Annotated in this window: 12 protein-coding genes; all 12 read right to left on the bottom strand. The window is 62.9% G+C overall.

Going from position 1 to position 14,815, the window contains the following annotated elements; translation table 11 throughout:
• Nucleotides 1-24 precede the first annotated feature (24 nt).
• On the bottom strand, nt 25-1,611 hold the full coding sequence (locus O4H62_RS18930; protein ID WP_269390206.1) for a hydantoinase B/oxoprolinase family protein: 1,587 nt from the start codon (nt 1,609-1,611) through the stop codon (nt 25-27).
• A complete protein-coding gene (locus O4H62_RS18925; RefSeq protein ID WP_269390204.1) occupies nt 1,608-2,705 on the bottom strand; it encodes a M24 family metallopeptidase in 1,098 nt (365 codons plus the stop codon). The genes O4H62_RS18930 and O4H62_RS18925 overlap by 4 nt, the downstream gene beginning before the upstream one ends.
• 14 nt (nt 2,706-2,719) lie before the next feature.
• Nucleotides 2,720-4,378, bottom strand: coding sequence for a hydantoinase B/oxoprolinase family protein (locus O4H62_RS18920; protein ID WP_269390203.1), 1,659 nt, complete (start codon nt 4,376-4,378; stop codon nt 2,720-2,722).
• Between the two features lie 14 nt (nt 4,379-4,392).
• A complete protein-coding gene (locus O4H62_RS18915; protein ID WP_269390202.1) occupies nt 4,393-6,468 on the bottom strand; it encodes a hydantoinase/oxoprolinase family protein in 2,076 nt (691 codons plus the stop codon).
• The gene (locus O4H62_RS18910; protein WP_269390200.1) at nt 6,468-6,968 is read right to left on the bottom strand and encodes a GAF domain-containing protein; all 501 of its coding nucleotides are present in this window, start codon (nt 6,966-6,968) and stop codon (nt 6,468-6,470) included. The genes O4H62_RS18915 and O4H62_RS18910 overlap by 1 nt, the downstream gene beginning before the upstream one ends.
• Nucleotides 6,965-7,783, bottom strand: a complete 819-nt coding sequence (locus tag O4H62_RS18905) for an ABC transporter ATP-binding protein (RefSeq protein WP_269390199.1) — start codon at nt 7,781-7,783, stop codon at nt 6,965-6,967. The genes O4H62_RS18910 and O4H62_RS18905 overlap by 4 nt, the downstream gene beginning before the upstream one ends.
• A complete protein-coding gene (locus O4H62_RS18900) occupies nt 7,780-8,658 on the bottom strand; it encodes an ABC transporter ATP-binding protein (protein WP_269390198.1) in 879 nt (292 codons plus the stop codon). Before O4H62_RS18900 ends, O4H62_RS18905 begins: the two co-directional genes overlap by 4 nt.
• Nucleotides 8,655-9,488, bottom strand: a complete 834-nt coding sequence (locus tag O4H62_RS18895) for an ABC transporter permease (protein WP_269390197.1) — start codon at nt 9,486-9,488, stop codon at nt 8,655-8,657. Before O4H62_RS18895 ends, O4H62_RS18900 begins: the two co-directional genes overlap by 4 nt.
• Nucleotides 9,485-10,510 (bottom strand): ABC transporter permease, encoded by a 1,026-nt coding sequence (locus O4H62_RS18890; RefSeq protein ID WP_269390195.1) that lies wholly within the window; start codon nt 10,508-10,510, stop codon nt 9,485-9,487. Before O4H62_RS18890 ends, O4H62_RS18895 begins: the two co-directional genes overlap by 4 nt.
• An 82-nt stretch (nt 10,511-10,592) precedes the next feature.
• On the bottom strand, nt 10,593-12,188 hold the full coding sequence (locus tag O4H62_RS18885; protein ID WP_269390194.1) for an ABC transporter substrate-binding protein: 1,596 nt from the start codon (nt 12,186-12,188) through the stop codon (nt 10,593-10,595).
• A 35-nt stretch (nt 12,189-12,223) separates the two neighbouring features.
• Nucleotides 12,224-12,874, bottom strand: coding sequence for a helix-turn-helix domain-containing protein (locus O4H62_RS18880; protein WP_269390192.1), 651 nt, complete (start codon nt 12,872-12,874; stop codon nt 12,224-12,226).
• 250 nt (nt 12,875-13,124) lie between these two features.
• Nucleotides 13,125-14,639, bottom strand: a complete 1,515-nt coding sequence (locus O4H62_RS18875) for an AMP-binding protein (protein WP_269390190.1) — start codon at nt 14,637-14,639, stop codon at nt 13,125-13,127.
• Nucleotides 14,640-14,815: the final 176 nt, after the last annotated feature.

The raw sequence follows: 14,815 nt of genomic DNA, 5'->3' as shown, positions 1-14,815 counted from the left end.
TCGCAGCTCGTGACTGCCACTCCTTCATTCATCCGTTTTCATGCCCGGCATGCCCCAGCCGCCGCCATTGGCGGTCGAGATGACGATCTCGTCGCCCGGCTGCACCTCGAGGCCGCTGACGAATGCATAGCTTTCGCTCGTCCCATCCCCGCGCCTGACCGCGATCGCGTTGGTGCCGCCATTGTCGCCGCCGTTCAGGCCCCAGACCGGGATCCGGTTGCGGCTGTAGCCGCCGGCGAGCACGGTCCGTCCGCGTGGCTTGTAGGAAACCGACAGGCCCTTGCCGCCCGAATGCGCGCCGCGGCCATCGGCGCTTTCATTGAGCCGCTTGTAGCCGACATCGATGCCGTAGCGGGTTTCGCAGATCTCGACCGGACAGTTGAACGTCTCGCCATGGCTGGCGGAATACATGGCATCCAGCCCGTCACGCTCGGCCGTCGCGCCCCAGCCGCCCATCTGCGGCTCGACCATGGTGAAGCGGCGGCCGGTATCGGGATGATCGCCCGCCAGGACCGTGCCGCAGATCGAGGCGAAATGGCCGGCGGGCATCCGCTCCGGCAGCGCCCGCGCCATGCATTGCCACAGCATGTCGTAGAGCCTTATGCGGGTTTCGAAGTAATAGCCGTGCGGCGCGGTGCCGGTGGCATGGAAGATGGTGCCTTCCCGGGTGATCACTTGAAGCGGCCTAAACGATCCCGCATTGGCGGCGAGCGTCGGATCCGACAGGGCCCGGAAGATCATCTGCGAGGAGATTACCGCTCCGTCGCGGCTGGTGTTGTAGGGTGCTGCCCGCTGGGCCGGGTTGTTCGACAGGTCCACCGTGAACGTATCGTCGGTGATGCGGATCTCGGCCTGCCAGAGCGCGCCGTCATCCTGTTCCTCCTCGATTCGGAAAGTGCCCTTCGGCAACAGCGCGAGGCCTGCGCGCGCACGCCGCTCGCCTTCCTCGAACAGGTTTTCGAGCGCTTCCTTGAAAATCTCGAGGCCGTAGGTTTCCACCAGTTGCGCGACCCGCGTCGCGGCCCTGCGGCTCGCTGCCACCTGCGCCCAGAGATCGCCGCGGACAAAATCCGGCAGCCGCGAATTGGCCATGATGATGTCGAACACCGGCTGCAAAAGCTCCCCGGCGTCAAACAGGCGCACCGCCGGCAGGCGCAGGCCTTCCTGGAAGATCTCGCTCGCCTTTGTCGACATCGATCCGGGCGTCATGCCGCCGATATCGTTCCAGTGCGCGATCGATGCGGTCCAGGCAACGAGCTCGCCCCTGGCGAACACCGGCATGGCAATCACCACATCGTTGAGATGCGTCACCCCGCCATAGGAGGGATCGTTGGTGACGAAGAGGTCGCCTTCGCGCACCTTGTCGGCTCCTTCGATCTCCAGGATGCGCTTGACCGCCTTGTCGAGCACCCCGACAAAGGTCGGGATCCCCGCCCCCGACGAGACCAGCTCGCCTCTTGCATCGGTGATGCCGGTTCCGACATCGAGCACCTCGTAGATGATCGGGCTCATTGCCGTCTTCTTGAGCACCGCAAACATCTCGTCGGCCGCCGCCGTCAGCCCGGCCTGGATCACGCTGAAGGTGATCGGATCGTGCGCGGGCCCGGTCATGCCGAGGCCACGTGAAAATCGCGCGGCAGCGACGAGAGAATCTCGGGACCGTCGGCGCGCAGGATGACGATGTCCTCGAGCCGCAGGCCGAAGCGGCCGGGAAGATAGATCCCGGGTTCGATGGAGAACACCATGCCCTCGTCGAGCACGGTCTCAGAGGTCGCAGTCAGGAAGGGTGGCTCGTGCACCTCGATGCCGAGCCCGTGGCCAAGCCGGTGAACGAAATACTCGCCATAGCCGGCTTCTGCGATCACGTTGCGCGCCGCCGCATCCACATCCATCGCCTTGACGCCTGGACGCGCCGCGACCAGTGCGGCGCAGACGGCACGTTCGACGATGGCATGCACCTCTTCGTAGCCTTCAGGGGCATGATCGATCACGGCCATGCGGGTCATGTCGCTTGGAAACCCGTCCTTGCGGCCGCCGATGTCCATGACCACCGCATCGCCAGGCTGGAGCTTGCGATTGCCGGTCGCATGGTGCGGGAAAGCGCCGTTCGGCCCCGACCCGACGATGGTGAATTCCGGCTTTGCGCCATGGCGGGCGAATTCGGCGCGAATGACATCGGCTATTTCCAGCTCGCTGACGCCCGGCTTGAGCGCGGCAAAGCCCGCCTGCATGGCGCGGTCGTCGATGAGCGCGTTCTCCTTGAGCTTCGCATATTCACCGGCATCCTTGCGCATGCGCAGCGCGCCCACCGTATCGAGGGTGAAATCATGGCGGGCGCCGGGCAGCGCGCCCAGCACCAGAAGCGCGAAGTCGGCGCGCATGGTTTCATCGAGAACCACCTTGACGGAGCCAGTGACGCCGATCTGTTCCAAGGCCTGCTTCAATGCTGCGTCGGGTCCGTTCTCGTCGGCCCATTCGGAAAACGCGATATCGGTTTCGGCCCGCGTTCCCTGGGCATTGAGCGCCGGCATCAGGAACACCTCGCGCTCGCGGCCGATCAGCAGCAGGCAGGGCCGTTCATCGCCGTGCGGGTGGAAGCCGAGGAGCCAGTGCATGTGGGCGCCCGGTCCAAGCACGACCAGATCCGTGCCGGTTTCGGCCATGGCCGCGCGCAGGTTCTTCAAGCGGTTTGCAGTCTGGGTCATGATGTGAACTCCTGTCAGGCCTCGACGCCGTAGACGGCTTTTGCCCGCTCGGGCGTTATCAGGCCGTTGCGGATGTCGGCGCGGACCTTTTCGGGATCGCGGCGCTTCGGATCACCCGAGCCGCCGCCGTTTCCGGTGACCACGCGGATGACGTCATCCTTCCTGGTTTGCAGCCCGGACACGAAGGCATAGCGCTGCGGCTCGCCGTCGCTGGGCCGGTACTCGACATAGTTGGAGGAGCCTTCCTCACCGCCATCGACCGCCCAGGCGGGAAACTTGGAGCGGGTGTAGCCCGCCGTCAGGAAGCCGTTGTCGGCACGAACGCGGTAGTCCATGACGATGCCACGGCCGCCGGTGAACTCGCCCTCCCCGCCGGGTTCCATGTTGAGCTCCATCCGGTCGACATAAAGCCCGTTGCGCGCCTCGTTGATTTCCGCCGGGCAATTGTAGGTCTCGCCGTGGAAACCGCAGAAGATGGCGCTGTTGCCGTCGTGGCCCTGGCTTGCGCCCCAGCCGCCGATCTGCGGTTCGATGATCGTGTACTGGCGGCCGGTGTCGGGATGGATGCCGCCGATGAAGGTGCCGCAGACGGACGCGAAATGCCCCGCCGCCAGCTTGCCGTCCATGTGCGGCGCAAGGCAGCGCCACATCAGGTCGTAAACCCTGAGCTCGATCTCGTAATAGAAGCCGATCGGAGCCGGTTCCTTGGCGTGAAAGACCGAGCCCTCGCGGGTGAGCAGGGTGATCGGCCGGAACGAGCCGCCATTGGCCGGCGAATAGGGATCGGTCAGCGACTTGAAGATCATCTGCGCCGCCACCATCACGCCGTCGCGGCTGGTGTTGACCGGATTGGGCATCTGGTCGGGATTGTCGCGCAGGTCGACCTTGAACTCGTCGTCGGAGATGGTGATCTTGACGTTGAAGATGCGTCCGTCATCCTGTTCTTCCGAGAGTTCGAACGTGCCCTTGGGCAGATGCGCGAGTTCCGCCCGCGAAACTTTTTCGCCGTAGTCCTGGAAATGCGTCATGGCGGCCTGGAAGGTGTCGCTGCTGTATTTCTCGGCGATCTCGGCGAGACGCTTCGTGCCGATGCGCACGGAGGCGATCGCCGCCCAGACATCGCCTTCCAGCACGTCCGGCATACGCGAATTGACCTTGATGATGTCGAACACCGACCGGATCGGCTTGCCCTTGGAGATGATCTTGATTGCCGGAAGCCTGAGCCCCTCCTGGAAGATCTCCGTGGCCTCGCCGGTCAGCGATCCGGGCGCCATGCCGCCGACGTCCGAATTGTGGGCGATATTGGCCGTCCAGGCGATGATCTTGCCCTCGAAGAAGACGGGCATGGCAACCACGATGTCGTTGAGGTGGGTGACGCCGCCGTAATATGGATCGTTGGTGGCGAAGACGTCGCCGGGCTCGATGTCACCGGGCTTGTCATACTTGGCCACCACCACCTTGACGGCCTTGTCGAGCACGCCGATGAAGGCGGGGATGCCGGCGCCGGAACAGGCGATCTCGCCCTCGGCGTCGAGGATGCCGGTGCCCATGTCGAGCACTTCGTAGATGATCGAACTCATCGCGGTCTTCTTCATCGCCGCGAACATTTCGTCGGCTGCCGATTGCAGCGAGTTCTGGATGATCTCCAGGGTGATCGGGTCATTCGTCGTCATGGCGTTTTCCCTTCTCAGTTCGCAAGCGTGATGATGACATTGCCGTAGCCGTCGATCGCAACCCGGTTGCCCGGATGCACGACGATCGTGGTGCCGGGATCCTCGATGATCGCAGGACCGGCGAACTCCATCCCGGGCTCAAGCTTCTCGCCGTCGTAGATCTGCGCCAGATGGCGGCCCTCGGTGGCGTAATCCACCTCACGTTCGCCCTTTCTTGCGGAATCCGCCTCTGTGGAACCGAGGGGCTTCTTCTCCATGGTCAGCTTGCCGACCTCGGCGGAGGCGACCAGGTGGATGCCGACCAGTTCGACGGGCGCGTCGAGACGGTAGGTGTATTCCCGCTCATAGGTCTCGTGGAACGAGGCTGCGATCTCGGCGATGCGTTCGGCGGAGACTTCGCCGTCGCCCAGAAGCACTTCCGTCGTGTGTTCCTGGTTCTGGTAGCGGAACTTGCCGAACCGCAGGAACTTGACCTTTGCGGGTTCAACCCCCTCGGCTTCGAACTGGCTCTTTGCAAGTGCTTCCGTCTCGACAAACAGCGCTTCGATGGAAGAGGCGCTGTCAGGCTTGAGGTCAGCAAGGCTGGTAACAAAGAAGTCGCGGCGCAGATCCGACATCATCATGCCCCAGGCCGAGAACACTGCGGCGCCGGCCGGCACGACGACCTTCTTGACGCCCAGTTCCTGGGCCAGCGCCACGGCATGCATCGCGCCGCCGCCGCCGAAGGCAACCAGAGTGAAATCGCGCGGATCGAACCCTCGATTGAGGGAAACCAGCTTGAGCGCATTGACCATGTTGTTGTTGGCGATGCGCACGATACCGCGCGCCGCCTCGTCCGTGTCGACGCCCAGTTTCTGGCCGACGGCCCGGATCGATGCCTGGGCAGCTTCCATGTCGGCCTCGACGGAACCGCCGCAGAAATAGTCTTTGTTGATGCGTCCGAGCCAGAGATTGGCGTCGGTGGTGGTGGCCTCGGTGCCGCCACGGCCATAGGCGGCAGGTCCGGGGGCTGCGCCCGCCGATTGCGGACCGACATGCAGCTTGGCGTAGTCGTCGACCCAGGCGATGGAGCCTCCGCCATTGCCGATCTCGACCAGATCGACCACCGGCACCATGATCGGATAGCCCGCCGAGGTGCGGTCGCGCTCGATCCAGTAATCGGTCATGATCTTGACCTGACCGTTCTCGATCAGCGAGCATTTCGCGGTGGTGCCGCCGATGTCGAGCGCCAGCACATTGTCCTCGCCGATCATCTTGCCGAGTTCGGCCGCGCCCCAGAAACCTGACGCCGGGCCGGATTCCACCATGGTGATTGGAACCCGGGCAACTGCGTCCAGCGAATCCACGCCGCAGTTGGACTGCATGATGTAGGGGCTGCCCTTGAAACCGCGCGAGGTGAGACCTTCATCGAGCCGCTTGAGATAGCGCGCGGCAACCGGCTGCACATAGGCCGACAGCACGGCCGTGTTGGTGCGTTCATACTCACGCCATTCGCGCGTGATCTGGTGTGAGGAGACGGTAGCCACCTCCGGCCACAGCCTCTCGACTTCTGCCTGAACCGCCTTTTCATGCGCCGGATTGGCATAGGAATGCAGGAAGCAGATCGCCACGGCCTCGACGCCGTCGGCCTTGAAATCATTCAGGATCGCCGGAAGTCCGCTCATATCAAGCGCTTCGCGCTCGACCCCCTTGTAGGTCATGCGTCCAGGCAGTTCGCGGCGCAGGTAACGCGGTACGAACGGCTGTGGCTTGCGGTAATGCAGGTTGAAGAAATCCGGGCGGTTGCCGCGGGCGATCTCCAGCGTGTCGCGGAAGCCTTCGGTGGTGATCAGCCCGACCTTGACGCCCTTGCGCTCGGTCAGCGCATTGATGACGACCGTCGTGCCGTGGGCGAGGAAGTCGACGGTCGCCGGATCGACGCCGCCTTTTTCGAGAACGTTGAGTACCCCCTTCTCGAAATCGGGCGGCGTGGTGTCGGACTTTGCAGTCCGGATCGTCGACTTGCCAGTGGTCAGGTCGGTTTCAAAACAGACCAGATCGGTGAAGGTGCCGCCGACATCGGTTGCAACGCGGATGGTCTTGTTCCCCATTATAGGTCACTCCTGGATGAAATGGATTTGTTGAGCAGGAAGGTCGCCACACCGGGCAGCTTGAGAGCTTCGGAAGCCGCCACCCGGTCGGGTGTGTAATGCCCTGCAGCGTCGAGGCAATTTATGGTGCCCGAGACCATGCCGTTGATGACGATCGGCACATTGATCACCGACTGGCAACCCAGCGACGCGATCAGTTCGTAGTCGGGAAAGACCTCGGCGATGGCGTCGATGTCATTGGCGACGAAGGTCTTGTGGCCATCGAGAACGTGGTCTGACCACCAGGTCTCGTTGAGGGGCTTTGTGCCCAGTTCAGGATAGGCGTCGGGCATGTTGGAAAAGACCCGCTGCGCCCCACGCGTGCGGGCCTCGAAAGTCATCAGGGTAAACAGCTTGGCGCCGACCGTCTGTTGCGCAAACGCGCACAAGGCCTCGAACGTGGTTCGCGGCTGGTTGTCGGGAGACGCTAGTGCGCTGGCAAGGTTATGCAATTGGTTCATTCGGTCGTTTCCTCCAGGCCCGCTGCCAGCGAACTGCGCAGCGCGGCTTCTTCACGTGTCACCACCGGCACGGCGCTGATCAGCCGGCGCGTGTAGGGATGAGCGGGGTTTGCAAACAGGGTTTCGGTGTCTCCAAGTTCGATCATCCGCCCCTTCTCGAAAACGGCGATCCGCGTGGCGATGTTGCGCACAACCGACAGGTCATGGGTGATGAAGACAAAGGTAAGGTTACGCGTTTCGCGCAACTGGTTGAGCAGCTTGAGAACCCGTGCCTGCACCAGGACGTCGAGCGCCGATGTCGGCTCGTCGAGCACCACAATCTGCGACTGGCATGCCAGCGCCCGGGCGATCGCCACACGCTGGCGCTGACCGCCGGAAAGGGCAGCCGGCGAACGTCTGGCAAAATCGGCGGGAAGCCCGACTTCTTCCAGAAGGGCACCCACAAGCTTCGCCCGTTCGCTGCTTGCGCCGATATCGTGCACATCAAGCGCCAGGCGCAGCGAGGCGCCGACAGACCGTTTCGGATTGAGCGATGACAGCGGGTTCTGCTGCACCAACTGGATGGCGCGGCGGTGTTCGAGCTGACGGCGCGCGGGCAGAACCGAACCATCAAGCCGGATCTCGCCGGATGTCGGCGGGTAGATGCCAAGGATCATGTTGGCGACCGTGCTCTTGCCCGATCCGGATTCCCCGACAATCGCCAGGCATTCGCCCCTGTTGACGGCAAATGAGATCGATTGCGCCGCATGGACCGCGTCAGCGCCGGTTCCGAAGGTCTTGGACACCGCGTCGAGTTCGAGGATTGGAGTGCTCATGCCCTAGCCTCCGCGTCATGGATCTCGAGCGGCGCGCCGAAGTCCGGGGAATTCTCCTCGATATCGGGAATGCCGCCGCCGGTCAGCCGCGGCACCGCAGCCATCAGGGCGCGGGTGTAGGGATGACGCGCGTCTTCGAACACCGCGCGCGTCGCCCCCTGCTCGACGATCCGGCCCTTGTAGATGACGTAGACCCGGTCGGCGAATTCGCGCACCACGCCGAGATTGTGCGAGATGAACAGTACCGCTGTGTGATGCTCCTCAACCAGCTTGCGCATCAGGTGCAGCGTCTGCGCCTGCACCGTCACATCAAGTGCCGTTCCGGGCTCGTCGGCAATCAAGAGCGCAGGCTCGTTTGCAAGCGCCATGGCGATCATGACCCGCTGGTTGAGCCCTCCGGACAGCTGGAACGGAAAGGCGTTGAGCACCCGTTCGGCGTCGCGCACCGAGACCTCCGCGAGAATGGCCGCGGCACGTTCGAGCGCGGCATCGCGGCTGATCGCGGGATCGGCGCGGCGCAGCACGTCGTGGAACTGGTCGCCGATCCGGAACACCGGATTGAGCGAGGAGGTCGGGTCCTGGAAGATCATCGACATGGCCTTGCCGCGCAGGGCGTGGCGTTCGCGCCTGCTCAACTGATCAAGCTCCCGCCCCTCGAAGCGGACGCTGCCGCCGATGCGCGCCGTACGCAGTTCCTGCAGCAGCCCCAACACGATGCGGGCGGTAACGGATTTGCCGGATCCGGATTCGCCGACCAGCGCTACGCGTTCGCCCGGATTGACCGAAAGCGATATGCCGTGAAGCACTTCGGTGAAGCCGGTATAGCCCTTGAAGCCGAGTGTCAGGTTCTGAATATCGAGAGTCGGCGTGCTCATTGCTCGGCTCCCAAAATGTCGCGCAGCGCATCGCCGATCAGGTTGAAGCCGAAGACGGCAACCAGGATGGCAAGGCCGGGGAAGATCGTCAGCCACCAGCTGTCGGGCAGGTACTTGGCGCCATCGGCCACCATCGAGCCCAGATCCGGAGTCGGTGGCTGCACGCCCAGGCCGAGGAAGGACAGCGACGAGGCGATCAGGATGACGAAGCCCATGTCAAGCGTCATCTTGGTGATGATCGCGGGCACGCAATTGGGCAGGATTTCGCGAAAGATGATGTGGGCCTTCGACGCGCCGATCACTTCGGCGGCCAGCACGTAGCCCTCTTCCTTCTCGCCGCGGGTGATGTTGTAGACAAGCCGCGTGTACCAGGGCCACCACATCGCGGTGACCGCCAGCATTCCGTTGGCCAGCGTCGGCTGCAGCACGCCCATGATCGACATCGCCAGTACGAGCGGCGGCACGGACAAAAAGACGTCCGTCAGCCGCATCAGCAGATACTCGGTCCAGCCACCGAGATATCCCGCCACCAGACCGATGGTGACACCAACCGGAACGGCAATGGCCAGCACCACGATGCCGAGGATCAGCGAGATCCGGTAGGCGTAGAGGATGCGGCTGAACATGTCGCGCCCCACCAGGTCGGTGCCGAAGATATAGGGCCACTCGGGCGGCTTGTTGAAGTTGGCGAAATCCACCACCGCGCCCCTGTGCTCGGGAAACGGCGCGATAAAATCGGCGAACACCGCCGACAGGATCACCACCGAGACGAGGACGACGCCCAGCAGTGACAGCGGATTGGCCAGAAGGATGGCAAGGGTGCGTTTCATGCCGGCCTCTGAGAGTAGCGAATGCGGGGATTGAGAAGTGCGATCAGCAGGTCAACGATGATGTTGACCAGGAGGAAGGTGGCGGAGATGATCAGTACCGTGCCGACAATCGCGTTGAGATCCTTGCGCAGGATCACCGCCACGCCGTAGCGCGACAGACCTGGCCAGGCGAAAATCGCCTCGACCAGAAACGCGTTGCCGAGCATGGCCGCGAAATCGAGGCCGATGATGGTCAGCGACGGAATCAGTGACGGGCGGAACGCGTAGTGATTGGCGATGCGGCGTGCCGGAAAGCCGTAGGACCGCGCCATCTCGATATAGGGTTTGTCATAGGTTTCCACCATGTTGGCGCGGGTCAGCCGTGCCGCCTGGCCGATGCCCGACAAGGCCAGCGCGAAGGCCGGCAGCACAATGTGCCAGGCGGCATTGCCGAAGGCGCGAATGTCACCCTGGAGCAGCGTATCCACCAGCAGAAACCCGGTGACAGAGGAAATCGCGTAAGTGTCGGAGATGCGCCCCGCAATGGGGAACAGCGGCAGGTAGAAGGCGAACAGCAGCATCAGGATCACCGCCCAGACGAAGCTCGGCGCCGACACTCCGAGCAGCGAGATCAGGCGGATGATGTTGTCCGCCGCCCGCCCGCGCCAGCGCGCCGACCAAATGCCGAGCGGCAAACCGATACCGACCATCATCACGCCGGCCACGAGCACAAGCTCGAGGGTGGCGGGAAGGTAGAGCGCGATGTCCGCGGTCACCGGTCGGTTGGTGTAAAGCGATATGCCGAGATCACCCCGGGCGACATCGGCGATGAAATGTCCGTACTGGACGACGATATGATCATCGAGATGCAACTCGGCCCGCAAATCGGCTATCTGTTCGGCGGTTGCGTTCGGTCCCAGCGCAATGCGCGCGGGATCGCCGGGGATGATCCGGGCTATGGCGAATATCAGCATGGACACGCCGATGAGGACAATCAGCGACGTTGCCAGCCGCTTCGCGAGAAGGCGGGCCAAAGGTATCATGGTCTTATGCTCCGTCAGGCCGGGAAGGCTGCCGCCCAAGGTCACCTGGGGGCGAGCGATCCCGGCCGTCCTGGGAGTGTCCCTAGTCAGCGACTTCCATCAGGCGGAAGGTGAAACCCATTCCGTCAAGACCGAAGGCTTTCGATGGATCGGACAAGGCCGGAACCTTGACGCGATTGCTTGCAGCGAAGACCGACTGGCGGTCGTAGCCATAGATGGTCGGTGCGATCTCCATCAGCCGGGCGTTCAGCGCGGAGTATGCTTCCTCGCGTCCTTCCGGCGTGGCAGCGGTGCGTCCAGCATCGAGCTGCTTGTCCACCTCGGCATCGTTGAGATATTCCGGCGACTGCCAGGTGCCGGCTGCGGACGAGTGGTACATGCCGTAAAGCAGCGTGTCGGGATCGCCCGTCACCGCGTTGACGAAGAGCTGCGACATGTGCGGCGTGTTCTCTGGCTTGGAAACCTGCTCGGCAAACAACGCCCAGGGCATTTTCTTGATTTCCGATTTGACGCCGAGTTCGGCATAGTTTGCCTGCATCAAGAGCGCAAAGCGTTCTTCCACCGGAACTTCGGCAATCCAGGAGATTTCGAGCGTGAAATCCTCGGGCTTGTACTTGCACGCGGCCAGATGCTGTTTCGCAGCCTCGAGGTCGCGGGCAAGCACCTGATCGGCGGGGTTGGCGCCGAACATGCCGACCGGGATAGCCCCGGTGGAAGCAGCTCCTTGCGAGACGGTGTCGGTGACCGCGATCATCTTGAGCGCCGCGCCGTAGTCGAACGCCTTGGCGAAGGCCATCCGGCAGTTGACATCATCGAGCGGCGGCTTGGTGGTGTTCATCTTGACGTAGAAGGCCCCGGTGCCGCTTTCCGTGAGCACCTGCGCGCCGTTTGCGGCCAGAGCCTTGATGACTTCGGGCGGCAGCCATTGCGAGGCGATGTCGTGCTCGCCCTGTGCGATCAGGGTGCGGACGGTGGCCGCTTCCAGACCGTAGCGAAGACGCGCGGTATCGGGAGCGGGAGCCGGAACGCCGAGGAAATAATCGGGGTTCTTCTCCATCACCGTTTCTTCCTGCGGATTGTGCGAGACAATCTTGTAGGCCCCGGTTCCGGCGCTGGTGGAGGTGAGGTAGGCAGCACCCCAATCCTTCATCTCGCCTTCCCCCTCGCCGAGGTTCGCCATCACCGTCTTCTTGTCGACGATCGGCAGGCGCACCAGCGAAGCGACAAACGGCGCATAGGGTTTGGTGAGCGTAAATTTCACAGTCGAGGCATCGACGGCTTCGGCGTCCGCAACGTTGGCGAACAGATAGGACAGGCCCTTGCCCATCGCCTTCATGCGATCGAGCGAGAACACCACGTCTTCCGCCGTCATCGGGTTGCCGGAGACGAATTTCACATCGCTGCGCAGCTTGAAGGTGAACGTCGTGCCGTCACCTTCCCAGCTTTCGGCCAGGTGCGGCACGTGGCCCGGAGCACCCTGGGCCGGGAGCACCAGCGTGTCATAGACATTGAACATCAGGATCGAGTCGGCATAGTCCGAAGCGATTGCGGGATCGAGTTCGCCCACGGCGACTTCGTCAAGGCGGAGAACGCCGCCCGCCTGCGCGCTCAATGGCGCGGTTGCCAGCATGGTTGACGCCATTGCGGCGATCGAAAGCATTTTGAGTGGTGTGGTCATTTTCAAAGTCCTCTCTGTGGTCAGACCTTCATGGATCATTTGGGGTGATTCCGGTGTCCTGCCCGATTTCCAGGTTCTTGATTTTGCTGGGGATTGTCGCCGAACACGTCCATCGTGCAGACATGCAGGATGGTGGCCGGCTCTGCGGTATGGTTCCACGACGAGTGCCGCCGCATGGAGGCGAAATGGATCGAGTCTCCGGCTTCTAGCACTGTTGTCTCGTGTTCGACCTCGATGGTGATGGCGCCCTGGAGAACGAAGAACATTTCCTCGCCGACGTGCTGGATCGGTTCCGAACGGTAGCCCGGCGGCTCGTGAACGATAACGGAATTGAGAACGCTGCCGGGAAACGTGGTCGAAAGCCGCTCGTAGCTCAGCGCAGCCTTGTCGACCGCATAGACCGGGCGTTCATTGCGCCGCGTATGGGGTGTCTTTCCTTCCGGCTGGGCCAGAAACGTCGTAACATGCGAACCGAGAACGCCAGCGATGGAAGCAAGCGATGAAAGCGAGGGAACCGTCAGGCCGCGCTCGACCTGCGAAATGAACCCCACGGACAATCCTGCGGCGTCGGCGACTTCCTTGAGCGTCAGCGACAACTCGCGGCGGCGGGCCCGCAGCCGCTGGCCAAGCGGATCACCGGCTTTTCCGGGCTCGATGATCTCTTCCGCTGTGGCCTTGCTGCTCACCTTGACGCTCCTTTTTTAGTATTAGTAAAATCTAGGGGCATCTCTCGCCAATCGTCAAGCGAATTTTACAAATACTAAATTTTTTGTTGGATAGCTGAATCGGCGCCCTCGCCGACATCGGATCAAGCAATTGATATTATTATATACTTTGCAATTTTAACGATGGGTTTTCTATCCCGGCTTCAGGATGAAAGACATCGCGAGCGGCACAGGCACGCTCGCGCCTTGGCGCTTGCGACGGTCAAAACCATCAAAGACGGGAGAGCTTTTCGCGCAACTCGGTCTTGAGCACCTTGCCGTAATTGTTCTTGGGCAAGGCCGTTTCGAAGAAATAGGCCTTGGGGCGCTTGAAACCGGCAATCAGGGAACGGCAATGAGTATCGAGTTCGGCGGCGCAGGGCTGTTCCGCGCCAGCGGCGACCACGAAGGCCACGACTTCTTCGCCCCATTCTGGGCTGGGCCGGCCGATCACCGATACCTCCGCCACCGCAGGGTGGGTGAGCAGGGTTTCCTCGACTTCGCGCGGGTAGATGTTGGTGCCGCCCGAGATGATAACATCCTTGGAGCGGTCCCTGAGGGTGAGATACCCGTCCTCATCGAGCGAGCCCATGTCGCCGGTCCAAAGCCAGCCATCCCGGATGCTCTGGGCCGTGGCTTCGGGGTTTTTCCAGTAGCCCTTCATCACCGGCGCGCCGGCGGCGACAATCTCGCCGATCTCGCCCACCGGCATGTCCTCGCCGTCGGCGCCGACCACCCGGACCGAAACACAGGATTGCGCCGTTCCGACCGACGCAAGCCGTTCGCGCCAGTGTGGATGCTGCCGGTCCATGACATCTGTGCGTGACAGCGAGGTGATCGTCATCGGACATTCCCCCTGCCCGTAGATCTGGACGAAACGGGCGCCGAACTGCTCCGTCGCCGCCTCGATGTCGGCGAGGTACATCGGGCCGCCGCCATAGACGATGGTGCGGATGCCCTCCCCCGCATATCCCGACTGCCGGGCCGCCGCCAGCCAGCGGCTGATCATCGTTGGCGCTGCGAACATTGTGACGTTGCCGAGCCTTGGCGCCAGGTCCGAGAGTTCATGTGCATCGAACCCACCCGAAGCCGGGATGACGTGGCGGCTGCCGCGCAGCACGTGCATGAAATTGTAAAGCCCCGCGCCATGCGACAGCGGCGCGGCATAGACCGCCGCATCCTGCGGCAGGACATCGTCGACGTCGACGAAATAGGCGTAAGCCATGGCGTGCAGATTGGCGTTGGTCAGCATCACGCCTTTGGGTTTGCCGGTGGTGCCCGAGGTATAAAACAGCCAGGCCAGGTCATCGCCGGCCCGCGGCACCGGTGCCGGGAGCGCCTCGTCCTCCATTCCGGAAACTGGTTCAGTTTCCAGGTCGTGAAATGCGATTGTGGACGGCAACAGGGCCGACAGCTCGTCAGCTCCTGAGACAAAGACCAGCTTGCTGCCTGAATCCCCGATGATGAAGTCGGCCTCGCGCGGATGCAGCTTGGCATTGATGGGAACGGCACACGCGCCGCAGAACCAGATGCCGTAGAGCACCTCGAGATAGGCGGGACTGTTCTTCATGAAGATGGCGACGCGGTCTCCCGGCTGAATGTTGTGCCGCGTCTGCAGCCAGGCGCCGATGCGGGCCGCGCGCGCCGCAAACTCCGCATAGGTCGCTACCGGGTCCTCGCCCGACATCAGTGCCGTCGCCCCGGGTTGTCTCTTGGCGGTGCGGACGAGCCATTCTGCCAGATTCATCGTGAGTCTCCATGATCCCGCTGGGCAACCTACATCAATCACCAGTGCCGGTCACGGCATGACATGCCGCTTCCGTGCCGCCATGTGCGCCAGCATCGTCGAGGCCCTTCCAGGGCCTGTCGCGCCCGATCTGTAACGGGCGGACTTGCCCACAGCGGCCCGGCATGACATCGACG

The sequence above is a fragment of the Parahoeflea alexandrii genome, assembly GCF_027214025.1.
Taxonomy (GTDB): domain Bacteria; phylum Pseudomonadota; class Alphaproteobacteria; order Rhizobiales; family Rhizobiaceae; genus Hoeflea; species Hoeflea alexandrii_A.
This window is presented reverse-complemented; position numbering and strand designations above follow the sequence as displayed.